The following is a 24,892-nucleotide window of genomic DNA, read 5'->3' as shown; positions in this document are numbered from 1 at the left end:
CAATATATGGTAGTAAATTTAGCTTTGGTTAATAGCGGTAGTGTTCCGGCTTGAACGGACCCTGCGGCGTGACGCCGATATAGGCGGCCTGCTCACCCGACAGTTCGGTCAGGCGGGCGCCGAGCTTGTCGAGGTGCAGGCGCGCGACCTTCTCGTCGAGATGCTTGGGCAGGACATAGACCTGGTTCTGGTACTGCTCGCCCTTGGTGAACAGCTCGATCTGGGCCAGAACCTGGTTGGTGAAGGAGGCCGACATGACGAAGCTCGGATGGCCGGTGGCATTGCCGAGATTGAGCAGGCGGCCTTCCGACAAGAGGATCATCCGCTTGCCGTCCGGGAAGGTGATCATGTCGACCTGTGGCTTGACGTTGGTCCACTTCAGATTGCGCAGCGACGCGACCTGGATCTCGTTGTCGAAGTGGCCGATATTGCCGACGATCACCATGTCCTTCATCGACCGCATGTGGTCGAGGGTGACGACATCCTTGTTGCCGGTGGTGGTGATGACGATGTCGGCGGTCGGAGCCGCGTCTTCCAGCGTGACGACTTCAAAGCCGTCCATCGCCGCCTGCAGGGCGCAGATCGGATCGACCTCGGTGACCTTGACGCGGGCGCCGGCGCCCTTGAGCGAGGCTGACGAGCCCTTGCCGACGTCGCCATAACCGCAGACGACCGCGACCTTGCCGGCCATCATCGTATCGGTGCCGCGGCGGATGCCGTCGACCAGCGATTCCTTGCAGCCGTACTTGTTGTCGAATTTCGACTTGGTGACCGAGTCGTTGACGTTGATGGCCGGGAAGGGCAGCAGGCCCTTCTTCTGCAACTGGTAAAGCCGGTTGACGCCGGTGGTCGTCTCTTCGGTGACGCCGCGGATCGCCGCCTTCTGCTTGGTGAAGAAGCCGGGCGAAGCCTTCAGGCGCTTCTTGACCTGGGCGTAGAAATATTCCTCTTCCTCGCTCTGCGGGTTGGACAGCACGTCCTCGCCGGCCTCGGCGCGGGCGCCGATCAGGATGTACATGGTGGCATCGCCGCCGTCGTCCAGGATCATGTTGGAGAGGCCGCCGTCTGTCCACTGGAAGATCCGGTCGGTGTAGTCCCAGTACTGTTCGAGGCTCTCGCCCTTGACGGCGAAGACAGGAATGCCGGCCTCGGCGATCGCCGCGGCGGCATGGTCCTGGGTCGAGAAGATGTTGCAGGACGCCCAGCGGATATCGGCGCCGAGCGCCTTCAGCGTCTCGATCAGCACCGCGGTCTGGATCGTCATGTGCAGCGAGCCGGTGATGCGCGCGCCCTTCAGCGGCTTCTTGGCGCCGAATTCCTCGCGGCAGGCCATCAGGCCCGGCATTTCGGTTTCGGCGATATCGAGTTCCTTGCGGCCCCAGCCGGCAAGCGAGATGTCGGCGACCACATAATCCTTGCTACCCGTCATGGCAGTGCTCCGATGCGAATTGTTATGCTGCGAATTGGTTGCGGATGCGCCCGCGCCGGTCGGCGCGTCGAAGGGCGCGAATTGCCGGCCTGACTAGCAGATCGGTGTCGAAACGACAATGGGATATAAAGAAATCTTTATCCCTGCATGTCTCGCAAGCATGCCTTGGCGATGCAGTGGGATCAGCATTCCTCGCCGAAGCGGGACGCGACAAGCTGCTCCAGCGCGTCCATCACCTCGAGCGCCTCGGGTCCGCTGGCGGTGACGCGGATCGAGTAGCCCGGGCTGGCGGCCAGCATCATCAGGCCCATGATCGACGTGCCGCCGACCTTGACGCCGTCCTTCTCGACATGGACCGCGGCATTGAAGCCGCTGGCGAGCTGGACGAATTTCGCCGAGGCGCGTGCATGCAGGCCGCGCTGGTTGACGATCGGAAACTCCCGGACAATCTGGTCTTTTTCCGATGATAGCGCGTTCATTTGCTGCTCAGAAGCTGGCTGGCGACATTGATGTATTTGCGGCCGGCAGCCTGCGCCTCATCGAGCGCGGCCGCCATGTTGTCGCCCTTGCGGATCGACGACAGCTTGATCAGCATCGGCAGGTTCATGCCGGCGATCACCTCGGTGCGGCCGGACTCCATCACCGAGATGGCAAGGTTCGACGGCGTGCCGCCGAACATGTCGGTCAGCACGATGACGCCGGCTCCGGTATCGACACGGGCGACGGCGTCGACGATATCGCGGCGACGCTGTTCCATATCGTCGTCGGCACCGATCGCCACGGTTTCGAAATTGTCTTGTGGCCCGACGACATGTTCGACGGCATGTCGGAACTCGGTGGCCAGTTGACCGTGCGTTACAAGCACGAGTCCGATCATTCTTTGGTGGCTCCCGTCATCGCCGCTTCACAGGCGCATTTTATGCTCGCCAGCCATTCCAGGCGGCGGGAGCGCTATCTTGTCGACGCGCGGCCCGTTGACAAGCCCAAAATTGCGCCTGCCCATGCCATTTTGACGCATTGCAGCAAAAAATGCCGGGCGGATCATAGAAAAGGCATGATGGACAGCCGCGCCATCACGGCGGGCAGGGCAGCCTGGACATTGCGTTCGGCCAGATCGATCCGTGGCGCCACGCACCCGGCGATCTCGTCACTGGCGTCCTCCTGGAAGCGCGCGATCTCGCCGGCCGGCAGCAGGCGTATATGCAGGTCGACGACGCAGGCGGGTTCGAACGGCAGCGGCCGGGGTCCAAGTCCCGGCACTTCGGCAAGGCCGGCGATGGTGGTGGGTACGCGGCATACCAGCCGCCCCGCATGCGCCTCCCCCCCATGCGCCTCGATGAGAAGCTGGTCGTCGCCGACCAGCCGTGAGAACAATCCGCGCTGACGGCAATGGTCGATGAGCGTCAGCGCCAATGTCGTCTTGCCTGAACCGGACGCGCCGCTGACCAGAATGCCACGTTCGCCGATCAGCACCGCCGTCGCGTGAATGTTTTCAGGCCGCACGGATCACGTCTTTTGCAACGAACATGATCCCGCTGCCCTTCGGTTCGGGATCATGCTTCGGCCGGCAGCGTCACGACGAAGCGCGCGCCCTTGATCTCGCCGGGCTTGGTGCCGGGAATGTTCTCGGCGGTCAGCGTGCCGCCATGGGCTTCGACGATCTGCCTGGAGATCGACAGGCCAAGGCCCGAATTCTGGCCGAACGCCTCGCCGGCCGGCCGGTCGGTGTAGAAGCGCTCGAAGATGCGGTCGATGTTGTCGGCGCGGATGCCGGGACCGTTGTCGTCGACGGTGAGGATATTGAACTTGCCGGCGCGCGCCAGCGAAAGGCTGATGTGGCCGTGGTCCTCGGGAACGAAGGAGCGCGCATTCTCGATCAAATTGGTGATGACCTGGCCGATACGCAGATCGTGGCCGACGACGAAATAGCCTTTGACGCCCTGCGGCAACTTGGCGACCTTGAGTTCGATCTCGACCGCTTTCTTGTTGCGGGTGGCCTCGCGCGACACGGCGACCAGATCGGTGACGAATTTCTTCAGGTCCACGGTTCCCGCGTCTTCGCGCGCGAGTTCGGCGTCGAGGCGGGAGGCGTCGGAAATATCGGTGATGAGCCGGTCCAGCCGCCGGACGTCATGCTGGATGATCTCCATCAGCCGGCTGCGCGAATTGTCGTTCTTGGCCAGCGGCAGGGTCTCCACCGCGCTGCGCAGCGACGTCAGTGGGTTCTTCAATTCATGGGAAACGTCGGCGGCGAAGCTTTCGATCGCCTCGATGCGGGCATAGAGCGCGTTGGTCATGTCGCGCACCGCGACCGACAGATTGCCGATCTCGTCCTGCCGGTCGGAAAAGTCTGGGATCTCCTCGCGGCTCTTGACTCCGCGCCTTACCCGCACCGCCGCCGCCGACAGCCGGCGCAGCGGGTTGGCGATGGTCGAGGCCAAAAGCATCGACAGGATGGCGGTGACGAGTGCCGCGATGCCGAAGACGCGCAGGATCGCCTTGCGCTCGGCGGCGACGATCTTGTCGATGTCGCCGCCCTCGGTCGACAGCATCAGCACGCCGAGAACGGCGCGGAAGCGCTGGATCGGCACCGCCACCGAAACGATCTGCTCGCCCTGTTCCGAGACGCGCACGATGGTCGACGGGCTGCCGGTCAGCGCCTTGACCACTTCCGGGAAGGCCGCGCCATTGCCGCCCGGCTGTTCGTGATAGACCGGCAGGTCGGTGTTGCGGAAGAAGTCGAAGATGAACTTCTGGATGCGCTCGACAAGGTCGGGCTCTTCCTCGTCGACCGGCGGCAGGTCGTAGCGCAGGATCTGGCCGCGCGAATAGAGATGGCGCGAATCGAGCAGCAGATTGGCGTCGCGGTCATAGATGCGTGCCCGCGTCCGGGTCGGCGAGATCAACCGCCGCAGCACCGGCGCGACACGCTCGGGATTGATCGGGAAATCCAGATTGTCGAGCTGGTCTGAGCCCGGCCCCAGGCTTTCGCCGGCCTGCAGCTCAAGCAGCTTTTCCGGGTCGATGCTGATCGAATCGGTCTCGACCGTCGCCGATGCCGCGATCGCGCCGGCGATGATCTCGCCCTGCGTCATCAGGCTTTCGACGCGGGCATCGATCAGCCCGTCGCGGAAGGTGTTGAGGTAGAGGATACCGGTGACCAGGACAGCCAGGCCGGCAAGGTTGAGGAATAGAATGCGCCGCGTCAGGCTGGAGAAGATGTGATGGCCGAGGAAGCGGCGCATCGGCACGGTAATCTTCGACACGAAGGACGGCATGATGCGCGACGGCCGCCTGGCAGCGCCCGCCGGTCTTGTTCGCTGTGCTTCCACTGCCATCGAATAGCAGGCCCTGCCTAGTTAGTGAGTGGTGAGTAGGCAGTAGGGAATAGAGAAATGGTTGGCTGAGATCGCGGCGATGGCCGCTCGCACCATTCAAAACTGACTACCGACTATTCCCTACTGCCTACTGCCTATTCAAGCTTCGCGGAACCGGTATCCGACTCCGTAAAGGGTTTCGATCATTTCGAAGTCGTCGTCGACAGCCTTGAACTTCTTGCGCAGCCGCTTGATGTGGCTGTCGATCGTGCGGTCATCGACATAGACCTGCTCATCATAAGCCGAATCCATCAGCGCATCACGACTTTTTACGACGCCAGGGCGCTGGGCCAGCGAATGCAGGATCAGGAATTCGGTGACGGTGAGCGTTACCGGTTCGCCTTTCCAGGTGCAGGTGTGGCGTTCCTGGTCCATGACGAGCTGGCCGCGTTCGAGCGAGCGGGCCTGCTGGCTGGGCGCCTTTGCCGCAGCCTCGCGGGCGCTGGCACGGCGCAGCACGGCGCGAACCCGCTCGACAAGCAGGCGTTGCGAGAACGGTTTGCGGATGAAATCGTCGGCGCCCATCTTGAGGCCGAACAACTCATCGATCTCATCGTCCTTGGAGGTCAGGAAGATCACCGGCAGGTCGGACTTCTGGCGCATCCGGCGCAAAAGCTCCATGCCGTCCATGCGCGGCATCTTGATGTCGAGGATGGCGAGATTCGGCGGACGCGCCGCCAGGCCTTCCAGCGCGGACGCACCATCCGTGTAGGTCTCGACACGATACCCCTCGGATTCAAGGGCGATCGACACCGACGTCAGAATGTTGCGGTCGTCATCGACAAGCGCGATTGTTGCCATTTCAAGCGGCTCCCTCATGAGCTGTCCCTTCTTTCGTAGAGAAGGGGCTTTTGCAGGACAAATTAGGTACAAAATGTGGCATAGGCCTTGTCCGCTGTCACGCGCGGGGTGCCGCAGGCCACAATTCTACCTCGACATGGATTGGACGAACGAACGCGGCCAATCCTTTGGGCAACCGTGAAACTTTTTGCATATATAAACGATTTAAACAACTTTCAAAATATTTAAATCGATTAATGATTTGATATCATTTGGCTTTTCTGGTTCTGACCATCTCAGCTCGTACAGCGGGCGTGCCGGAAATACGCCGGCAAAGACGCAGCAAATCGAAGAAGGGACACCAATGTCGGAAGTCGGCAAACGCAATCCTGCTTGCGCGATCGATCGTATCGGCCTGAAAACCACCGGCGTGGTGCGCTACAATTTCGGGGCGGCCGCCCTTTACGAGGACTCGATCCGGCGCGGCGAGGCCCGGCTGACCGCGCATGGCGCGCTGGTCGCCGAGACCGGCCAGCACACAGGCCGTTCGCCCAAGGACAAATTCGTCGTCCGCGACGCAGCCACCGAGCCGCATGTCTGGTGGGACAACAACAAGGCGATCTCTCCGGCCCAGTTCGAGACGCTGCTTGCCGATTTCCAGGCCCACGCCGCGGACAAGGATCTTTACGTGCAGGACCTGGTCGGCGGCGCCGACGCGGAGCTGAAGCTCCCCACCAGAGTGATCACCGAATTTGCCTGGCACTCGCTGTTCATCCGCAATCTGCTCATCCGTCCGGATAGCGCCGAACTCGAACAGTTCGTGCCCGAGATGACGATCATCGACCTGCCGTCCTTCCGCGCCGATCCCGCCCGCCACGGCAGCCGCACCGAGACGGTGATCGCCGTCGATCTCAGCCGCAAGATCGTGCTGATTGGCGGCACCTCCTATGCCGGCGAGATGAAGAAGTCGGTGTTCACCATGCTCAACTATCTCCTGCCGCAGAAGGGCGTGATGCCGATGCACTGCTCGGCCAATGAGGGGCCGGCCGGCGACGCCGCCATATTCTTCGGGCTGTCCGGAACCGGCAAGACGACGCTCTCTGCCGATCCGTCGCGCACGCTGATCGGCGACGACGAACATGGCTGGGGTCCGCATGGCATCTTCAACTTCGAAGGCGGCTGCTACGCCAAGACCATCAAGCTGTCGGCGGAAGCAGAACCGGAGATCTTCGCCACCACGCAGCGCTTCGGCACCGTGCTGGAAAATGTCGTGCTCGACGCCGACGGCGTGCCCGATTTCAATGACGGCCGCCTCACCGAGAACACCCGCTGTGCCTACCCGCTCGACTTCATCCCCAACGCCTCGAAGACCGGGCGCGCCAATCATCCCAGGAACATCATCATGCTGACCGCCGATGCCTTCGGCGTGATGCCGCCGATCGCGCGGCTGACCCCGGCGCAGGCGATGTATCATTTCCTCTCCGGTTACACGGCCAAGGTGGCTGGAACCGAAAAGGGCGTCACCGAGCCCGAGGCGACGTTCTCGACCTGTTTCGGCGCGCCGTTCATGCCGCGCCATCCGTCGGAATACGGCAACCTGCTGCGCGCGCTCATCGCCAGCCATGACGCCGATTGCTGGCTGGTCAACACCGGCTGGACCGGCGGCGCCTATGGCACCGGCAAGCGCATGCCGATCAAGGCGACGCGCGCTCTGCTTGCCGCCGCGCTCGACGGCTCGCTGAAGACCGGCGCGTTCCGCACCGACGCCAATTTCGGCTTCGAGGTGCCGGTGGCCGTGCCTGGTGTTGACAGCTCAATTCTCGATCCGCGCTCGACCTGGGCCGACAAGGCTGCCTATGACCGTCAGGCGGCAAGACTGGTCGGGATGTTCGCGGTCAACTTCGAGAAATTCGAGCCGCATGTCGATGCGACCGTCATGGGTGCGGCGCCCCGCATGCAGGAAGCGGCGGAGTAGTCGTCAGATCGCTTGGCATCATTGCTGCTCGGCACCAGTGAAGGCCCGGTTTCGATCGGGCCTTTTCTTTTTCGGTCCGCCGCGCCATGACTGCGGCATGCCGATCGATGACAACATCATCATATCAGACGAAGCCGTGATCCATCCGGGCGACCTGCACGAGGATTTCATCCGCTCGTCCGGTCCCGGCGGCCAGAATGTCAACAAGGTGGCGACGGCCGTGCAACTGCGCTTTGACGCGGCCAACGCGGCCGGCCTCTCGGAGCGCGTGCGCGCACGCACGATCAAGCTTGCCGGTCAGCGCGCCACCAAGGACGGCGTCATCGTCATCGAGGCCGGGCGCTTCCGTACCCAGGAGCAGAATCGCGCCGATGCAAGGGCGAGGCTGGCGGCACTGGTGGCCAAGGCCGCGGAGCCGCCACCGCCGCCGCGCAAGAAGACGCGCCCCTCGAAAGGCGCGGTGGAACGGCGGCTGAAAAGCAAGGCCGGGCGCGGCACGATCAAGAAGCTGCGCGGCCGGGTGGAGAACGATTAAGCTCCACACCAGCCGCGTGCATAAAATGGCTTTCCATTTGACGCCTCAGATGCAAGGTTTCGCCATTGCCACAGCAAGGGAGACTAAAGATGGGCATGTTCGATTTCGTCAAAAGCGTCGGCAAGAAGCTGGGCATCGGCGGCGACGAGGAAGCCGCACCCACTGCCGACACGCTCAAGAAGGAACTCGATTCGCACAAGCTCGGCACCGATGGCGTGCAAGTCGTCGTCCAGGGTGACACGGCGGTGCTGAAGGGCGTGGTCAAGGACCAGTCGATCTTCGAAAAGGCGGTGATTGCCGTCGGCAACACGCTGGGTGTCTCCAAGGTGCAGGCCGACGAATTGCAGGTCGCGCCGGATGCCGGCAAGGCAGCTGCGCCGGCCAAGGAACCGACTTTCTACACCGTTCAGAAGGGCGACAACCTCTGGAAGATCGCCGAGAAAAGCTATGGCAAGGGCCAGGGCGTCAAGAATACGGCCATCTTCGAGGCCAACAGGCCGATGCTGACCCACCCGGACAAGATCTATCCAGGTCAGGTGCTGCGCATCCCCTGACTTGGTAACCAGATCGCGCCGTTTCGATACGGCGAAGTCAGGCGCCGCGCATCCGAAAGGACGCGCGGCGTTTTCGATTTTACCAGTTGCGCTCCGCGCAGACAACGTCGTGAATCCCCACATCAATAGCCGCGACGAGATCGGCGGCCGCTTTCGGGTCGCCGTCTTTACTTGATGGTGGCATCCTGCCGGCTCGAACCATCTCAAGGTGCGCAAATCCATGCTCGTTCTGCCCAAGGGAGTCCGCCACATGCCGGCCTATCTGCCGCGCACTGTTCAGGAGGCGCTTGTCGAAGCGGTGAGAAGCATCGTCCAGCAGGCTCCGCTTTACGTGCCGGCCATGCCGCGCACCGGCAAGGAGATGAGCGTGCGCATGACCAATTGCGGCACGCTCGGCTGGGTCACCGACAAGGAGCGAGGCTATCGCTACCAGCCGACGCATCCGTTGATCGGGGAACCATGGCCGCCGATCCCGGAGGGCCTGCTCGACCTTTGGCGGCAAGTGTCGGGCTATCCAAATCCGCCGGAGGCCTGCCTGATCAATTTCTACACGGCGGACGCGAAGATGGGCCTGCACCAGGACCGCGACGAGGCCGATTTCTCGGCACCCGTCGTCTCCATCTCACTGGGCGACGATTGCCTGTTCAGGGTCGGTCAGACGACGCGCGAGGGCGCGACCAAGTCGTTCAGGCTGAAAAGCGGTGATGTCGTCGTGCTCGGCGGCGAGGGGCGCCTCTGCTTCCACGGCGTCGACCGCATCTATCCCTCGACCTCGGCGTTGCTGAAGAACGGCGGCAGGATCAATCTGACGCTGCGGCGGGTGACGAAGCCGGTTTGACGGGGACGTTCACGGCGAGGCGCCAGTGCCGTTGCGAAGCAGCACCTTGACCGTATCGTCCTCCGCGATCTGGTGGTAATTCTGCATGAAGCGGACGATCTCCGGCCGAGCGAACAGTTTTGCCGTCCACATTGCGTCGCCTTTCTGCACGACGACCAGCGATGGCCTGGCGGTTTCCAATTCAGCGAGCTTGCCATCAATGTAGCGGTCTGCGATCCGCGTGTAGTGTTGAGCGTCCGCCTGATTGCCGCTCTGCGCCTCGACCTGCGAAAAGTAGGTAGCGAATGTCCCGAGCCAGTCGCTGCAGTAGGTCGAGATCCAGTTCCCGCCGACCATCCGCGTCAGCGGATGGCCTGCGGCGATGTCGGAGCCGATTAGCGCGACTGTTGGATGCTCAACCGCGTCATTGATCGTGGCGATGAGTTCGGCGCTAGGCTTCTGGGTTGGAAGGAAAGGAATTGCGTTGGCCACAATCGTCGCGGCCAGCAGCAACTTGCGCGGGGTACCCATCGCCATTCCGGCTGGGGACTGTCCGGTCGGATCAATCTGTGTCGCCCTCAGCAGCAGCGCCGCCGCCATCAGGCAGAGTGCTGGGAATGCATGGTAAGGCCAGCCCTTGGCCTGGTAGATGAGAGGTCCGGTGGCTGCCAGTGAAGCCAACACGAACACAGTTACAAGTGGCGACAAGGGCAGGCCCGGGCGAAGGAAGCGCAACATGTAGAGCGCGATCAGATAGGCTGGGCCATATTTAATCAGCACCGGCTGCAAAACTCGAAGCCGCATGTAGGTATCGGCCAGCACCGGATAAATGACGTCGAGAAATTGCGGGTAGAAATAAAGGACCGCGACTAGATACCCCAGGCAAACCAAACCGATCACCCAGTATTCGATGGCGAAAAGCATCCAGATCGAGCGGCGTCGCCATGCCACGTAAATCGCCGGGACGAGGACCACCAGTGCGTAATGGGGCTTTACCAGCACCAGGACGCTGCCGCAAAGTCCGGCCAGCACCACCACCAGCGGGCCGGGCGCGCGCTCATCGGTCGGCGCCGCACGCCATGCCATCAGCACCAGCAATGGCAAAAGCAGTGCAACGCCTAGGTGTTCGCGCTCGCTGAAGGCGTTGCCGGGAAAGATCACCAGCAGGGCCAGGAACAAGGGCAGCATCGAGAGCAGCGCCCGGTTCTCGGCAAATCCGGCCGCCCTGACGATCAGTGCCGAGAAGCCCAGCCCGAGAAGGCAGATCGCATAGGCATAGATATGGATCATGACCTCCGGCGACAGGCCAAGGGTGTGAGCCAACGCCACGGCGGGTAGGAACATCCAAGGTGTGAAGGGCGGATTGACCTCGAAGAGATCAACGTAAAGGCGCATGCCTGCGAGCATTCGCTCGCACATCGTGATGATCCAACTCGTATCGGGTATTACCCCCCACCGCAATTGCCAGGGCACGGCCGCCGCAAGGATGAGCAGGCAAAGAACCATGGTACGCGGTTGCTCTTTGCGCTCGGCGAGACTAACGGCATTGGACAAGGTCTGATTCTGGAAAGCGGTCACCGTGCATTTCTCCACGACGCTGCTTTTCGGGCTCGGCAGGTTCCCATGATCATCGGGCAGCTACCAGGATGGCGACTTTTCGGAGGACGATGACGTTCGAGATCGGCATCAGCACCGATGCCAAAGCCGCGTGCCCTGCGGCAATGCTCGCATCGATCACCGGCTGCTCCCGAAATCCGCTGAAATTCGCCTCTAAAATTAGCTTCGATTGCCTAAAGCGCGGTTAACCGGGCCGTCGACCACTCGTTCCGACTTCCATTTCAGCCAATTGGCGAGAACGTCGCCGAGATCAGGTGGAAGGGCAGTGCGCCATAAGCGGCGACGGTCGCCGCGTCGTCCCATTGGCGGAATTGCCGCGATGGCCGCGCTTCCAGCGTCAGGGCATGCCTTTCGCCATCAAGCGTCACCTTGCCGCGAAAATGCAGCACCCGTTCCCTCCCCGACCGGCTGATGGCCATGGCGCGCAGGCGCGCAACATGGTGGTCGTCGGCATTGATCTCCAATTCGATGCGGCGGCGGACCGGTGGAACGCTGACCCTGACCATGATGTCCAGCATCATCTCGCCCACCGTTCGCGGGCAAGGTATGGTCTGTGAGAAGACCGACGGCGGCGCCGTTTCCGACGGCTCGCTGCGGGCTGGCTTGCCGCGCCAGGCCTTGGCTGGCGGCTCCTGGCGCAGCCTGCCGCTCTTGCGCCTCAGCCGCAACTGCTTGGCAAGGCCGCGCGACAGCCAAACCAGCCTGCCGAAATCGGTCCGCGGCTTGGCCTGCAGCACGGCCGACCAGCGCGAGAGGCCGGAGCGGTCGGCCATGTCAAGCACACCCGCCAGCACCCGGTCCGGCGTCGTCACGCCTGTTTCAAGCGTCAGATAGGAGAGCGCCACCGCCGCTGCAACGGCAAGGCCGCGCCTGGCGACAACATCGAGGAACACGTCCCAGTCGACGTCGCCGCCGCGAATGGCCACCGCGCAATCGACCAGCCAGTCGCTGTGGGTGTGGGCGTCGAGGCCGCCATGCGCGATGGCAAGCGCGATGCGGTCGGCCGGCGACGGCACCAGCACGCCGACCCCGCTGAATTCGGCGCTATCGGCCCGTTGCCAGATGGCCAGGTCATCTTCCTCGCTCCGTTGCGAGCCGTCATAGGCGAGCTGGTGCAGGTCGATGTCGCCGAGATTGCCCTTGAAGAAATTCATCGAGCGCAGCGACGCCAGTCTTGTCCGCAGATATTGCGGGCTGACGCCGGTGGCGATCTGCCAGTCGCCATCGCGCAGCACGTCGAAGGCCGTCTGCATGTCCTGCGGCCGCACCAATATGTCGATGTCGTGCGCCACCCTGCCGCGCTGTGCCGATGCGTTCAAGGCAATGCGGCTGGCGCCCTTGATCAGCATCACCTGGCATCCCGCATCCGCCATCGCCTTCAGCGCCGGCTCGGCCTCACGCATGGCCATGCGCGATTTGGTCCAAAGCATCTTCTGCAGGCCGACGAGGCGCGGATAAGCGGAATGACCGGCGAGCTTCCTGCCGAACCTGTCGGAGATCGCGGCCAGCAGCCGGTGCTCGCGGAACGAGACGAGATCTATATCGTTCTCGTCCAGCCAGCGTGCTGCGCAGGCGGCAGCGGCGTCCTCGTCGGCAAGGAGCGCTGCCTTGAGCAATTGATCGAGCCCACCAGTAGGCCATGACCAGCCATAGTCCGGGAAGCGTCGCTCGATACGGCGGATATCAGCCATCAGCCCGAGCCGGCCTTGTTTCGCGCCCGCCGCAGCATGGCGAGCCGCGCGACCTGGAGATAGCCGCGATCGCGTGCCGGATCGCGCCCGTAGGACAGACTGCCAGGCCGGATGCGGCGCCGTGCCAGCACCTCGTCCAGCATGTCGAGGGCAAGGCCCGCTTCGCGCACCCGGGCGATCCAGTCGATCATTTCGCCACGGCCGCCCGGCGGATCGACGATCGGCCCAATCGTCTCGGCGACCTCACGGCGGATCATCATGGTGGTACGCGACCAGCCGGGCACCGCCTCGGCCTCGGGCACGTCGGGCCGGTCGTTGCGGAAATTCCGCCAGTGACAGAAAACCCCCGATGTCGTGGGAAATCTCTCCAGATGCGCGAGCTGCCTCTCGATCTTGTCCGGCAGCCAGAGGTCGTCCGCATCGAGCGTCGCGATGAGCGGCGTCGACAGCGCCGCGATGCCCCTGGTCGTGGCGCTGCCGGGCCCGGCATTTGCCTGGCGCAACAGGCGCACCGGCAACTCCGTTCCGCTGATCGCAGAAGCGAGATCGTCGGTCGAACCATCGTCGACGATCACCACCAGTTCAGGCAGCACCGTCTGCGCCGCGACCGAGAGCAGCGTCTCGGCGATCGTGCCGCTTGCGTTGAAGGCCGGTATGACGACGCCGTAGTTCCGCATGTTACATGAACCGCCAATTGGCGAGTTCCTTGACATCGAAGATGCCTTCGACGCCGCGCAAGGAGGGGTCGGCCTTGCGCCGTCGCATCGATTTGTGGATGGCCCGCATGAATTCCCGAAGGGATGTGTCGGCCTGTTTCGTCATATTGCCGGGGTGACGTCTGTAATAAAGCGCCACGGTATCCGGCGTGACGAATCTGGGTCCACTTTCAAAGGTCCGCAGCAGATAGTCGGTGTCCTCCGCCTGGTGGAAGGCCTCGTCGAAGCCGCCGATCCGATCGACGAGCTTGCGCGAGAAAATGCCCGATGACAGATGAATTCCCCTCACGGTCATGAAATGGCTGCCTGGCTCGGGTTCCAGCCTGTCGTCGTCGATGCCGTCGACCAGCATCATGAGGGAATAGGTAAGCTCGAGATCGGGGTCGGCTTGAAAGAACGCAATATCGGCCTTGAATCGTCCGACCGGCGAGACATCGTCCGAATCGAGGAACGACACGAGCTCCGTTTCCGGTTTGAGCAGTTTGAGGCCGATGTTGCGGGTTCTGGTCACGCCCATGTTCTCTTGCCGGAACAGGCGGATGCAGGGGTTCTCGCCCATCATCGAGCGCACGGCCTCCGCCGAGCCGTCGGTCGAGCCGTCATCGATGACGATGATGTCGAGATCGGCGGCGTCGCGCTGGCGCACCAGCGAGCGCAATGCCGAAACGACATAACGTTCGCGGTTGTAGACAGGCATGATCACGCTCAACTTCACGAAGCAACTCGCGTTAGAAAATCTGCAATGGTGCCGGCGATCTCCTCGGGATGCGTTCCCAAGGACAGACGGTAGCTTGGCAGCAGGCGGGTGAGATCGCCGAAGAAACGAAAGCCGCTTTCGCGTTCCCCCGGCATCTGCATGATGCCCGACGGCGCCAGCGCTATCATGGCGTCTCGCCGCGGCACCGGCACGATCGAACTCGCCTCGCCACCGCCGATATGTGGCACCACCAGCGCAACGATGTCCAGCGCCGGGGGTACCGGCCGGGGCGCTATGTCGACAATGTGAAAAGTGTGCTTGCCTTGCCAGTTCAAGGGGCTCTCGACCCCCAGCCGCTGCTTCAGGCCCAGCCGCGCGAAACCGCGCGCATCCTGCTTCAGCGTCGAAAACAGAGGCCGCGCGGTTACGCCACCGGCGAGATCGATCAGCACATAGTCATCGCCGACGCTGTCGAGCCCGTTGAGCAGGCCGGCGGCGACGGTGCCGGATTTGCCGGCGCCCCCCGCGCCGGCAAGCAGCACGCCCTTGCCATTGGCACCGAGCGTGCCGGCATGGGTCAGCCGCATGCCGCGCGCCGCATATTCCCAATGCAGGAAGGCCCGCAGCGGCGCTGTCGGCTCCCAGGGTGGGAAGGCATCGGCCGACGCCATCAGTTGCACGCCAATGCGGCGCTCAGGATCGTAGACCTGCCAGAAATCCAGATCGTGAAAATAGTGGCCGCGCAGCCCGTCCCCGGCGAGCCGTTCGGCAAAGCCGTATTCGGTGAAATGCGCGTCGCCCCAGCGTGCCGGCTCGGGGATGCCGTCGATGCCGGGATGAACGGTGAAGATACGGCATGCCGACGGCTCCGTCTGGTCATCCGCTGCCTCGACAAAGGCGTGGCCGAGCGCATCCGCAAGCACGCCGGGAGCGACATGCGCGGTCAGTTGCAGCCGGGGCAGGCGGACCGTCAGCGGGGCCGGATAATGTGCAGCGGCTCCTTCCGCGGCGGTGATGAGATACCGTGCGTAATCCGGCAAGGTTTCGAGCGTGACGCGCGGCATCCAGCGCCCTCTATCCCGGACGCAGCCGCTCTTCAGGATGCCTGCTTGACCGCCGGCCAGCCGAGGGGTTCCTCGACCTCGTGGATGGGATCCACGATGATCAGGTCGGCGAGGTCGTCGTGAATGCTCACATTGAGCGGTTCGTTCGTGGCGGCAAGCTCGGCCGATAGCTCGCCCGGCAGCGCTTGTGCAACCTGATCTGAACGCACCAGCAACCCCATTTCGAGCAGTTGCGAGATGAAGTGTTCGAGTTCCGCCGCGCCCAGTGTCGAGCCACCGGCGGTCAGCCCGATCAGGGCTTGGGCGTTGACCCCGGACGAGAGCGCCTGCCAAACCCTGCTGCCGGAATCGGAGAAGCCGAAATACTTGCCATTCGCAAGGTTGAGCACGACGGCCTCGCCATCGAAGGATTCGAAGACGATGTCCCTACTCGCAACCGCATAGGTGTCGCAATCATGCGTCATTGTTGCCCCCGCTTCACAATTCCCGCCCGCCAGCGGGATCGCTTCCACTGACAACGCCTGTAAACGCTCGGTTCTTTCTTGGCAAGGCAACCGGCGCCGGCAGGGCGCCGACATTTCTGGGGGCCAATCGAGGCCCGTGCGGATCACGCCTCGATTTCGAGCGCCGATAGCGGCTTCGAGCAGCAGGCGAGGATGAAGCCGTCGTCGATCTCGTGGTCGAGGATGCCGCCATTGTGGCTCATCTCGACGGCACCGAAGACTTTCTTCACCTTGCAGGTCCCGCACAGGCCGAATTCGCACGCCGCGGGTATCCGCACGCCGGAGGCACGCGCTGTCTGCAGCACGGTCTGGCCGGCGACGCATTCGGCGTCGACGTCCGAAAGCGCGAAGCGGATCGGCGTTGCGGCCTCGACGGGAACGGCCACGCCATCCTGCGGCGGCGTTGCGAACGGCGCCGGGATTTCCTCCACCGCAGGTGCGGCAAAGCTTTCCTGGTGGTATTTCGTCATGTCGAAACCGGCGGCTTCCAGCATGCCGCGCACGGCGCGCATGAAAGGGTCCGGACCACAGCAGAAGATTTCGCGTTCACGGAAATCGGGCGCCAGCAATGGCAGCCGGATGGCGTCGATGCGCCCCATATGGCCATACCAGCCCTCGCGGCTTGACCGCTCCTCGATCATGAAGCCCAGCGACAGGCCCGGCATATGACTGCCGAGCAGTTCGAGCTCCTTGCGGAAAATGATCTCTTCGGCGCGACGCGCGCAATTGACGAAGCCGACATCGGTCCATGGCGCGCAGTCGTTCAGCCAGCGCAGCATCGACATCATCGGCGTCACGCCGGAACCGGCCGAGATGAACAGGTATTTGGCCGCCGGATGGCTGTGCAGTGAAAAGTCGCCGCTCGGCCCATAGGCCTTGACGTGCGAACCGGGTGTCAGGTGATCGAACATCCAGCGCGTGCCGATGCTGCCGGCCTGCGCCTTCACCGTGACCGCGATCGAGAAGGGCCGCGACGGCGAGGAGGACAGCGTATAGGTGCGCATCAGCGGCCCGTCCGGCGCAGGCAGCTCCAGCGTCACGAACTGGCCCGGCTTGTAGCGGAACCAGGTCTGGTTGTCGGATCGGAAAGTGAAGGTCTTGACGTCAGGCGCCTCGTCGCTGACGCCGATCACTTCCAGCACCTGCAGCCTGTCGTTCCAGGGGGCCATCTGATCGAGATGGCGATAGAGGCCAAGGTCGGTCATCGCATTCATCCCTCAACCTCTCAGGCGACGCTGCGCAACGCCGGCCGGCCGCCTTCGGCAAGGCGCGGACCGATGAAGCGGGCGTACCAGTCGACGAACTGGATCACGCCGCCCTCGTGAAGCTCCGAATAGGGGCCGGGCTCATAGGCCGGCGACAGGATGCCGAGGGCATTTTCCTCGACTATGCGGCGGTCCTGATCGTTGGTCTCGGTCCACACATGGGTGAGCTCGGCAAGATCGTAGTCGACGCCCTCGATCGCATCCTTGTGCACCAGCCATTTGGTCGTCACGGCGGTTTCGGTGGCGCTGATCGGCAGCACGCGGAAGGTGACGGCATGGTCGATGAGGATATGATTCCAGGTCGTCGGGTAGTGATAGTGCATCAATGTGCCGATACGGTCGGCCGAGACGCTGTCGGAGAGGTTCTTCTTCACCGCCCGCTTGCCGTTCATCGTGTAGCTGACCGCATCGCGCAGCAGCGGCGCCCGCGTGGCGCGGTATTGCCCCGCCGGGTCGATGCGGAACTTGCTCGGCAGGCCGGCCGCTTCGCATTTGGCCCAGTGCGCCAGCATCTCCGGATCGCTGTCGGCGCCTTGCACTCCGGTCACGGTCGGTGCTTCCGGGAAGGTTTTGCACAGCTCCGGGTGATTGCCCGCGCAGTGATAGCACTCGCGGTTGTTTTCCCAGACGAGCTTCCAATTGCCCTTTTCGACGATGGTGCTCTCGAAGGCGATCTTTGCCTCGCTGAGCCGGTGCGGCTTGAGATAGGGTTCGATCATCGCCCGCATCGGGGCGAAGTCGGCTGGATCCTTCGCCAGGCAGATGAAGATGTAGCCGGCGACGCTTTCGCAAGCGACCGGCTTCAGCCCGAACTGGCTCTTGTCGAAGCCATCGGCCATCTGGCGGGCAAACAGGAGGCGACCGTCGAGCTCATAGGTCCACTGGTGATAGGGACAGACCAGTTTGGCGGCCGTGCCCTTGTCCGTGTTGCAGACCCTGCTGCCGCGATGGCGGCAGGAATTGTGGAAGGCGTTGATCTTGCCCTGCTGATCGCGCACCAGCACGACCGGGTAGTCGCCGATCTGTACGGTGATGAAGCTGCCGGGCTTGGGCAATTCGCAATCATGGCCGATGAAAAGCCAGTCGCGGTACCAGATCAGCTCCATGTCGAGCTTGAAATAGTCCGGGCCGGTGTAGAAAGGCTGCTCGAGCGAGAAACCCTCTCTGCGGCTGTTCAAGAGCCTCAGCATATCGTTGCGCACATCCATGTCCTGTCCTCGTGTTTAAGGACTGACTATGGTGGTGATGGAGGAAGGATCGGATGCAGTCCCGGCGAAGCGCTGGTCATGCACTATCCACCTCTTGACCGCCCACCGCGATCAGTCGAGTTCAAAAATCTCGGGCTGGTTTCCGGGCTCTGGAGTGTCCTTTCGGACGGTCGCGACACCTTCCCAGGCTTCCGCCCAGTGGTCTCCCGTTGCGACTTGAACTCCACCACCGTTGCGGGGGCAGCGCCGGACTTTGACCGGCTTCCCAATTCTCCGCCCCGTCGTCACGAAGCGGCACCTGAGATGGCCATGATCTAATCACGACAGCGCATGCGACATCGGCATGAAAGCGACATCGCATCCATGTGGCGCGACACGCTTCAGCAACCATGGAGTCAGGAAGAACGGCCACGAAACGCGTCTCGGTGACGACGATGCCGGCTATCGAAATCGTCCCGGAACCGAAGCAAAAAGGGTTAACGGTTTCGAAAAGTGACTATTAGCAGATTCTAAAATCGAACCGAACGGTTCGTTTCTGTTGACGGTGCGTACAGCACGCTGTGAACGCTGAGCCTTCGATACATCAGGTGATCGTATTGCTGGTTTTATCTAATCGATTGATATCAAAAAGAAAAATGTTTGCAATGGAATGCCTTGGTACAATTTCAAGTGGTGGATTCTTGGTCCACACGGAACAACTTCGTGATTGGAAACGGCCACATGGCTTTCCCACATCGGGGCTGTCCGAACGACGCGATTTTAATCCCAAGACACGCCGCTAGACGGACGGGAAAATACTGGAGTACCAAAAATGAAAAAGATTGTTCTCACTGCCGCCGCCCTTCTGGCCATTTCCGGCAGCGCCTTCGCTGGTAGCGATCACTATGGTTCGAATGCCGCTGCAGCCACTGCTGCCGTCGACAATTCGTACACCGCTTCGACCAAGAAGTCGGAACCGGCTGCTCAGGCGCCTGTCACGGGTGCCGATCGCAACCTCTTCGGCAACAACTAACAGTCGATTTCCAGCAGGCGGTGGCCCTGGCTCGCCGCCTTGGCGGAACTCGAAGAATTCAGGAGACTTGAAATGAAGAAGATCATCCTTGCTGCCGCCGCCGTTCTGGCTATCTCCGGCAGCGCCTTCGCCGGCAGCGACAACTACGGCTCCAATGGCGCCAACCAGCCCGCTGTCACTTCGACCGACAGCTCGTACACCGCTTCGATCAAGAAGTCGGAACCGGCTGCCCAGACACCTGTCCAGGGTGCCGACCGCAACCTCTTCGGCCACTAACGGCCGATTCTCCGGGGTGGCGGGCCTGCCTGCCGTCCCGTTGAAACTTGAAATTCAGGAGACTTGAAATGAACAAGATCATCATCGCCGCCGCCGCCGTTCTCGCTCTCTCGGGCAGCGCTTTCGCCGGAAGTGACAACTTCAACTCCAATGGCGCCAACCAGCCTGCCGCGACTTCTGTCGACAACTCGCGCACGGCTTCGATCCGCAACGGCGATTCGCCCGTCTACAAGCTGCTCAATTCGTCGGGCGATGTGCAGAAGTCCGCGCCCCAGGGCGCCGACCGGAACCTCTTCGGCCACTAACAGCCAAAGTCGATCGTAAAAGAGAGCGGCGGGCCTTGCCCGCCGCTCTTTTTGTTTCTGCCGTCAAGACGGGCTTCTTAAGCGGCCTTTGCTTCCGCTTCATGCAGCGCGAAGGACCGCCCGTCCGTGTCGAAGATATGCAAGTCCTCGGCATTGGCGGTCAGCCGCAGCGTCGAGCCGCGCTTGACCTCGACATTGCCCGGCAGCTTGGTCACCAGGGGCAGGTCGGCGCGGCCGATGTCGGCATAGACCAGTTGAACCTCGCCGAGCTGCTCGACGTAATCGACCGTTCCCTCGAACAGATAGTCCGCGCCGGTGGCGATGATCAGGTCCTCCGGCCGCACGCCGAAGCTTACAGCCGCACCCTTCGCCGAGGCCGGCGTCGTGATCGGCACCGTAGCCTTGCGCCCGCCGACATGGCTGACGACGGTCGGGCTGCCTGATTTGTCGATCGTCGCCGGCAGGATGTTCATGGCCGGCGAGCCGATGAACTGGGCGACGAACAGATTGCCGGGCTTCTTGTAGAGATCCATCGGCGTGCCGACCTGCTCGATGTGGCCATCCTTGAGTACGACGATGCGATCGGCCAGCGTCATCGCCTCGACCTGGTCGTGGGTGACGTAGATCATGGTCGTGTTGGGCATCGATTCCTTGAGCTTGGCGATCTCGATGCGCGTGGCGACGCGCAGTGCGGCGTCAAGGTTCGACAGCGGCTCGTCGAACAGGAACACTTTCGGATTGCGCACGATGGCGCGGCCGATGGCGACGCGCTGGCGCTGGCCACCCGACATCGCCTTGGGCAGCCGGTCGAGATATTTGGTCAGCTGCAGGATTTCCGCCGCCTGGCGCACGCGGCGGTCGATCTCGGCCTTGTTCTCCTTGCCGATCTTCATCGAGAACGCCATGTTGTCGTAGACGGTCATGTGCGGATAGAGCGCATAGGACTGGAACACCATGGCGATGCCGCGCTTCGACGGCGGCACGTCGTTGACGACCTCGCCGTCGATCTTGAGCTCACCCGAAGTGATTTCCTCGAGCCCGGCGATCGAGCGCAGCAAGGTCGACTTGCCGCAGCCGGACGGACCGACGAAGACGATGAATTCGCCCGATTTGATATCGAGGTCGATGCCGTGGAGAATATTGAGATTGCCGTAGGACTTCTTCACTTGTCTCAGATTGACATCGGCCATTGGTTTCCTCCCAGTGATCTCTCAAAAAGATTCAGTCGATGCGCCCGAACCAGGCGCCGTAACCACCAAGTTCGATCGAACCGGTGCTCGCCTGCCCGGAAAACCCGTGTCCCGGCAAGGGTTGCAGTGATGGTCCGCCTAGGTCGACCTTGGCCGGCTTGGCGCCGAGGTTGAAGACGCAGACGACTTGCTCATTGCCCGCCCGGCGCGTGAACGCGACAGTGTCGCCCTCGCTTTCGATGAAAGTGATATCGCCCTTGGCCAGCGCCGGATGGGCACGGCGGAAGGTGAGGAAGCGCCGGTAGTGTTCGAGCAGCGAAGCCTGGTCGCCCTGCTGGACATTGACCGCTTGCGCCAGATGTTTTGCCGGCACCGGCAGCCACGGCTTTGCCTGGGAGAAGCCGCCATTCGTGGCGTTGCCATCCCACACCATGGGCGTGCGGCAGCCGTCGCGGCCCTTGAATTCCGGCCAGAAGCGGATGCCATAGGGATCTTGAAGATCCTCGAAGCGCAATTCGGCTTCGCCGAGCCCGAGCTCCTCGCCCTGATAGATGCAGACCGAGCCGCGCAGCGACATCAGCAATGCCGAGATGACCTTGAGATAGGCGGTCGGGTCGGCCTCGTCGGCAGCCCAGCGCGAGGCCGGGCGCATCACGTCATGGTTGGAAAACGCCCAGCACGACCAGCCGTCGCTGGCGACCTTGCCGAAGGCTTCCAGCACCGAGCGGACCTTGGCCGCGCTGATCTTTTCCGGCGCCAGGAAGTCGAAGGAATAGCACATGTGCACGCGCTTGCCGCCGGCGGTATAGGCGGCCACGACTTCCAGCCCGCGCTGCGAATCGCCGACTTCGCCGACCGCGGCGGTCGCCGGATATTCATCGAGCAGGGCGCGGAAGCGTTCGAGGAAGCCGAGGTTTTCCGGGCGGCTCTTGTCGTAAAGATGGTCCTGGTAGTTGTAGGGATTGACCGCTGGCGCTGTCTGGTCGTTGCGCTCTTCAGGCGGCAGCGGCGGATTGTTTTCCAGGCCCTGGCTGTGGAAGTAGAAATTGATCGTGTCGAGGCGGAAGCCGTCGACGCCGCGTTCCAGCCAGAAGCGGGTGACGTCGAGCAGGGCGTCCTGGACTTCGCGGTTGTGGAAGTTGAGGTCGGGCTGTTCGGCCAGGAAATTGTGCATGTAGTATTGCTGGCGGCTGGTGTCCCACTGCCAGGCCGATCCGCCGAAGATCGAAAGCCAGTTGTTGGGTGGCGTGCCGTCCGGCCTGGCGTCCGCCCAGACATACCAGTCCGCCTTTGGATTGGCGCGGCTCGACCGGCTTTCCTTGAACCAGGGATGGTTGTCGGCGGTGTGCGACAGCACTTCGTCGATCATCACCTTGAGGCCCAGCCGATGCGCCTCCGCCGTCAGTGCATCGAAATCTGCCAGCGTGCCGAACATCGGGTCGACGTCGCAATAGTCCGAGACGTCGTAGCCGAAATCCTTCATCGGCGATTTGAAGAAGGGCGAGATCCAGATGGCGTCCGCGCCGAGCGCGGCGATATAGGGCAGCCGCCCGATAATGCCCTTGAGGTCGCCGATCCCGTCGCCGTTCGAATCCTGGTAGCTGCGCGGATAGATCTGGTAGATCACGGCCCCTCGCCACCAGTCGCGATCGACGGCGAGGTCAGGCTTCGAGCTGGCCTTCAAAGCGGATTGCATGGTTTCAGCCTCCTTTCACCGAGCCGGCAAGCAGCCCGCGCACGAAATAGCGCTGCAGCGAGAAGAACACGATCAGCGGCACGATGATGGTGATGAAGGCCGATGTCGTCAGGATCTCCCAGTTGCCGCCGCGAGAGCCGAGCAGCGCATTGAGCTTGGCTGTCAACACGATCTGGTCGGGTGCCGTACCGAGGAAAACCATCGCCACCAGCAGATCGTTCCATACCCACAGGAATTGGAAGATGGCGAAGGAGGCCAGCACCGGGAAGGACAGCGGCAGCACGATCTTGACGAAGATCTCGAAATCGCTGGCACCGTCGATGCGGGCCGATTCCATGATCTCGCGCGGCAGGCCGGCAATATAGCTGCGCAGCAGATAGATGGCGAAGGGCAGGCCGAAGCCGGTATGCGCCAGCCAGATGCCGAGATAGGTCTTCGACGGCACCCCGAAGAAAGTGCCGACGCCGTTGTAGAGTTTCAACAGCGGGATCAGGGACATCTGCAGCGGCACCACCAGGAGGCCGATGATGACCGCGATCAGCAGCGCACGGCCAGGAAAACGCATCCAGGCCAGTGCGTAGGCGGCAAACGCGGCGATCAGGATCGGAATGACGGTCGCCGGGATGGTGACGGTCAGCGAATTCATGAACGAGCGGCCGATGCCTTCCGAAAACAGCACGGTCTGGTAGTTGTCGGTGGTGAATTTCGGCGGCGCCGACGAGGCATAGTAGACGCGCTGGCCGCGATCGCCTTCGAACGCCTTGGGCGAGGCCATGACGAAGCTGCCATCGGCATTGACCTGCAAGGTCACGCCGTCGCCGAGGTCTGCCGATGTGCCGGCCGGATACTGTGTCGGTGACGCCGCCTTGACGCCGAACGCACTGATGCTGCGCCTGGCGCCGTCGCCGAAAATGTTGCCCTCGAGGACGAACTTGCCGTCCTTCTGGGTCTGTGCCGAGGCGGGGGGCAGGCGCCCGGCCTCGGTCTGGCTGGAACTGGCGAACGAATTCCACCAGCCCGAGGCAACGATCTGGTCCTTGTCGCGCAGCGACGAGACCAGGATGCCGAGTGTCGGAATGGTCCAGATCGTCACGAAGACCAGCACTGCTATATGGACGCCGAAACGGCTGGCGAAGGAATTTCCGGTCGCGACGGCCATTTCAATGCCCTCCCGTCTCTTTGTTCGCCTGGCGGATGTTCCAGACCATGATCGGGATGACCGCGATCATGATGATGATGGCGATTGTCGCGCCACGCCCGAAATCGCCACCGCCGCGGAACATCCAGTCGAACATCAGATTGGCCAGGACCTGACTGTTCCATTGGCCGTTGGTCATGGTCAGCACGATGTCGAACACCTTGAGCACCAGGATGGTGATGGTGGTCCAGACAACCGCGATCGTGCCCCAGATCTGCGGCACCATGATCTTCCAGAAGATCTGGAACGGGTTGGCGCCGTCGATGACGGCGGCTTCCAGCGTCTCCTCCGGGATGCCGCGCAGCGCCGAGGACAGGATGACCATGGCAAAACCGGTCTGGATCCAGATCAGGATGATCATCAGGAAGAAATTGTTCCAGAACGGCAGCGATATCCAAACCTGCGGCTGGCCGCCGAAATGCTGGATGATGGCGTTGAGCAGGCCTATCTGCACCTGGCCCTCGCCGCGATATTCGTAAATGAACTTCCAGATCACGCTGGCGCCGACGAAGGAGATGGCCAGCGGCAGGAAGATCAGGCTCTTGGCAATCGTGCCCCACCAGATCTTGTCGGTGAGCACGGCAATGATCAGTCCGAGGAAAGTACAGGCGGCGGGCACCACGGCCAGCCACAGGATGTTGTTCAGGATCGAGTTTCGCAGATCCTGATCGCGAAGCGCCCACTCGTAATTGGCGAAGCCGACGAAGTTCTCGCCGCCGCGGTCGAGGAAGGAGAGCCACAGTGTCGCGATCACGGGGTAGATCAGGTAGATGGTGAGAATGATCAGCGCCGGGCCGACGAACAGCCATGGCCGCACCAGGCCCTGCCGGCGCAGATTGTTCACGGCGGCCGTGCCGGAAACTCCGCGCGAGGGGAAGGTCAAGTCGAGCAGTTTGTTGGCGCCCCAGAAATAAGCGACACAGCCGCCGACGCCGATGATGATGACAAATATGGCTGAGAAGATCTGAGCCGCCATGGTCCCTCTCC

Annotated in this window: 26 protein-coding genes and 1 riboswitch; of the genes, 8 read left to right on the top strand and 18 right to left on the bottom strand. The window is 62.6% G+C overall.

Features of this window, described 5'->3' with window-relative positions; translation table 11 throughout:
• Nucleotides 1-28 precede the first annotated feature (28 nt).
• From ahcY to FJ977_RS08135, 6 genes are all read right to left on the bottom strand, one after another.
• Nucleotides 29-1,429, bottom strand: a complete 1,401-nt coding sequence (gene ahcY / locus FJ977_RS08165; protein WP_064985125.1) for an adenosylhomocysteinase — start codon at nt 1,427-1,429, stop codon at nt 29-31.
• Between the two features lie 182 nt (nt 1,430-1,611).
• Entirely contained in the window at nt 1,612-1,908 is a 297-nt protein-coding gene (locus FJ977_RS08160) for an HPr family phosphocarrier protein (protein WP_056569043.1), read from the bottom strand.
• Nucleotides 1,905-2,306: a PTS sugar transporter subunit IIA gene (locus tag FJ977_RS08155; RefSeq protein WP_010912939.1), complete on the bottom strand. Its 402-nt coding sequence runs from the start codon at nt 2,304-2,306 to the stop codon at nt 1,905-1,907. The genes FJ977_RS08160 and FJ977_RS08155 overlap by 4 nt, the downstream gene beginning before the upstream one ends.
• A 164-nt stretch (nt 2,307-2,470) precedes the next feature.
• Nucleotides 2,471-2,932, bottom strand: a complete 462-nt coding sequence (locus tag FJ977_RS08145) for an HPr kinase/phosphorylase (RefSeq protein WP_140770254.1) — start codon at nt 2,930-2,932, stop codon at nt 2,471-2,473.
• A 50-nt stretch (nt 2,933-2,982) separates the two neighbouring features.
• A complete protein-coding gene (locus FJ977_RS08140) occupies nt 2,983-4,767 on the bottom strand; it encodes a sensor histidine kinase (protein ID WP_140770252.1) in 1,785 nt (594 codons plus the stop codon).
• Between the two features lie 138 nt (nt 4,768-4,905).
• The gene (locus FJ977_RS08135; RefSeq protein WP_010912942.1) at nt 4,906-5,607 is read right to left on the bottom strand and encodes a response regulator transcription factor; all 702 of its coding nucleotides are present in this window, start codon (nt 5,605-5,607) and stop codon (nt 4,906-4,908) included.
• 343 nt (nt 5,608-5,950) lie between these two features.
• Between FJ977_RS08135 and FJ977_RS08130 the strand changes: the two genes are divergently transcribed.
• From FJ977_RS08130 to FJ977_RS08115, 4 genes are all read left to right on the top strand, one after another.
• A complete protein-coding gene (locus FJ977_RS08130) occupies nt 5,951-7,561 on the top strand; it encodes a phosphoenolpyruvate carboxykinase (protein ID WP_140770250.1) in 1,611 nt (536 codons plus the stop codon).
• A gap of 97 nt (nt 7,562-7,658) precedes the next feature.
• Nucleotides 7,659-8,096: an alternative ribosome rescue aminoacyl-tRNA hydrolase ArfB gene (gene arfB / locus FJ977_RS08125; protein WP_140770248.1), complete on the top strand. Its 438-nt coding sequence runs from the start codon at nt 7,659-7,661 to the stop codon at nt 8,094-8,096.
• Nucleotides 8,097-8,185: 89 nt separating this feature from the next.
• Nucleotides 8,186-8,650 carry a peptidoglycan-binding protein LysM gene (gene lysM / locus FJ977_RS08120; RefSeq protein WP_140770246.1) on the top strand — a complete coding sequence of 155 codons (465 nt, stop codon included), beginning with the start codon at nt 8,186-8,188 and terminating at the stop codon, nt 8,648-8,650.
• Between the two features lie 220 nt (nt 8,651-8,870).
• The gene (locus tag FJ977_RS08115; RefSeq protein ID WP_140770244.1) at nt 8,871-9,488 is read left to right on the top strand and encodes an alpha-ketoglutarate-dependent dioxygenase AlkB; all 618 of its coding nucleotides are present in this window, start codon (nt 8,871-8,873) and stop codon (nt 9,486-9,488) included.
• A gap of 9 nt (nt 9,489-9,497) precedes the next feature.
• On the opposite strand, the gene FJ977_RS08110 is transcribed toward FJ977_RS08115, so the two are convergent.
• A complete protein-coding gene (locus tag FJ977_RS08110) occupies nt 9,498-11,045 on the bottom strand; it encodes a hypothetical protein (RefSeq protein WP_140770242.1) in 1,548 nt (515 codons plus the stop codon).
• An 89-nt stretch (nt 11,046-11,134) separates the two neighbouring features.
• Between FJ977_RS08110 and FJ977_RS35745 the strand changes: the two genes are divergently transcribed.
• Nucleotides 11,135-11,272 (top strand): hypothetical protein, encoded by a 138-nt coding sequence (locus FJ977_RS35745; RefSeq protein WP_181179706.1) that lies wholly within the window; start codon nt 11,135-11,137, stop codon nt 11,270-11,272.
• Between the two features lie 33 nt (nt 11,273-11,305).
• Here the strand turns inward: FJ977_RS35745 and FJ977_RS08105 are convergent, their stop codons facing one another.
• From FJ977_RS08105 to FJ977_RS08075, 7 genes are read right to left on the bottom strand one after another with little or no spacing between them, the layout of a single operon-like run.
• Nucleotides 11,306-12,775 carry a nucleotidyltransferase family protein gene (locus tag FJ977_RS08105; RefSeq protein ID WP_140770240.1) on the bottom strand — a complete coding sequence of 490 codons (1,470 nt, stop codon included), beginning with the start codon at nt 12,773-12,775 and terminating at the stop codon, nt 11,306-11,308.
• Nucleotides 12,775-13,452, bottom strand: coding sequence for a glycosyltransferase family A protein (locus tag FJ977_RS08100; protein ID WP_140770238.1), 678 nt, complete (start codon nt 13,450-13,452; stop codon nt 12,775-12,777). Before FJ977_RS08100 ends, FJ977_RS08105 begins: the two co-directional genes overlap by 1 nt.
• Before the next feature lies 1 nt (nt 13,453).
• Nucleotides 13,454-14,206: a glycosyltransferase family A protein gene (locus tag FJ977_RS08095; protein WP_140770236.1), complete on the bottom strand. Its 753-nt coding sequence runs from the start codon at nt 14,204-14,206 to the stop codon at nt 13,454-13,456.
• Nucleotides 14,203-15,252 (bottom strand): serine kinase, encoded by a 1,050-nt coding sequence (locus FJ977_RS08090; protein WP_140770234.1) that lies wholly within the window; start codon nt 15,250-15,252, stop codon nt 14,203-14,205. Before FJ977_RS08090 ends, FJ977_RS08095 begins: the two co-directional genes overlap by 4 nt.
• A gap of 32 nt (nt 15,253-15,284) precedes the next feature.
• Nucleotides 15,285-15,863 carry a PqqD family protein gene (locus FJ977_RS08085; RefSeq protein ID WP_246682859.1) on the bottom strand — a complete coding sequence of 193 codons (579 nt, stop codon included), beginning with the start codon at nt 15,861-15,863 and terminating at the stop codon, nt 15,285-15,287.
• Nucleotides 15,860-16,960 carry a hybrid-cluster NAD(P)-dependent oxidoreductase gene (locus FJ977_RS08080; protein ID WP_140770232.1) on the bottom strand — a complete coding sequence of 367 codons (1,101 nt, stop codon included), beginning with the start codon at nt 16,958-16,960 and terminating at the stop codon, nt 15,860-15,862. Before FJ977_RS08080 ends, FJ977_RS08085 begins: the two co-directional genes overlap by 4 nt.
• A 20-nt stretch (nt 16,961-16,980) precedes the next feature.
• Nucleotides 16,981-18,228 (bottom strand): aromatic ring-hydroxylating dioxygenase subunit alpha, encoded by a 1,248-nt coding sequence (locus tag FJ977_RS08075; protein ID WP_140770230.1) that lies wholly within the window; start codon nt 18,226-18,228, stop codon nt 16,981-16,983.
• 115 nt (nt 18,229-18,343) lie between these two features.
• Nucleotides 18,344-18,545, bottom strand: a riboswitch (cobalamin riboswitch).
• Between the two features lie 494 nt (nt 18,546-19,039).
• On the opposite strand from FJ977_RS08075, the gene FJ977_RS08070 reads away from it, so the two are divergent.
• The 3 genes from FJ977_RS08070 (at nt 19,040) to FJ977_RS08060 (ending at nt 19,821) form a co-directional block, all read left to right on the top strand.
• Entirely contained in the window at nt 19,040-19,240 is a 201-nt protein-coding gene (locus FJ977_RS08070) for a DUF680 domain-containing protein (RefSeq protein WP_140770228.1), read from the top strand.
• Nucleotides 19,241-19,312: 72 nt separating this feature from the next.
• Nucleotides 19,313-19,516 carry a DUF680 domain-containing protein gene (locus tag FJ977_RS08065; RefSeq protein WP_140770226.1) on the top strand — a complete coding sequence of 68 codons (204 nt, stop codon included), beginning with the start codon at nt 19,313-19,315 and terminating at the stop codon, nt 19,514-19,516.
• Between the two features lie 68 nt (nt 19,517-19,584).
• Nucleotides 19,585-19,821 (top strand): DUF680 domain-containing protein, encoded by a 237-nt coding sequence (locus tag FJ977_RS08060; protein ID WP_140770224.1) that lies wholly within the window; start codon nt 19,585-19,587, stop codon nt 19,819-19,821.
• 77 nt (nt 19,822-19,898) lie between these two features.
• Here FJ977_RS08060 and ugpC read toward each other — a convergent pair whose 3' ends face one another.
• From ugpC to FJ977_RS08040, 4 genes are read right to left on the bottom strand one after another with little or no spacing between them, the layout of a single operon-like run.
• Nucleotides 19,899-21,011 carry a sn-glycerol-3-phosphate ABC transporter ATP-binding protein UgpC gene (ugpC, locus tag FJ977_RS08055; RefSeq protein ID WP_140770222.1) on the bottom strand — a complete coding sequence of 371 codons (1,113 nt, stop codon included), beginning with the start codon at nt 21,009-21,011 and terminating at the stop codon, nt 19,899-19,901.
• A 31-nt stretch (nt 21,012-21,042) separates the two neighbouring features.
• Nucleotides 21,043-22,707 carry an alpha-glucosidase family protein gene (locus FJ977_RS08050; RefSeq protein WP_140770220.1) on the bottom strand — a complete coding sequence of 555 codons (1,665 nt, stop codon included), beginning with the start codon at nt 22,705-22,707 and terminating at the stop codon, nt 21,043-21,045.
• 4 nt (nt 22,708-22,711) lie between these two features.
• Nucleotides 22,712-23,866 (bottom strand): carbohydrate ABC transporter permease, encoded by a 1,155-nt coding sequence (locus FJ977_RS08045; RefSeq protein WP_140770219.1) that lies wholly within the window; start codon nt 23,864-23,866, stop codon nt 22,712-22,714.
• Between the two features lies 1 nt (nt 23,867).
• Entirely contained in the window at nt 23,868-24,881 is a 1,014-nt protein-coding gene (locus FJ977_RS08040; RefSeq protein WP_140770217.1) for a sugar ABC transporter permease, read from the bottom strand.
• Nucleotides 24,882-24,892 lie beyond the last annotated feature (11 nt).

Source organism: Mesorhizobium sp. B2-1-3A (assembly GCF_006442655.1).
In the GTDB taxonomy this organism is placed as follows: domain Bacteria; phylum Pseudomonadota; class Alphaproteobacteria; order Rhizobiales; family Rhizobiaceae; genus Mesorhizobium.
The sequence above is the reverse complement of the archived record's forward strand: the minus strand, read 5'-3'. Positions and strand labels throughout refer to the sequence as shown.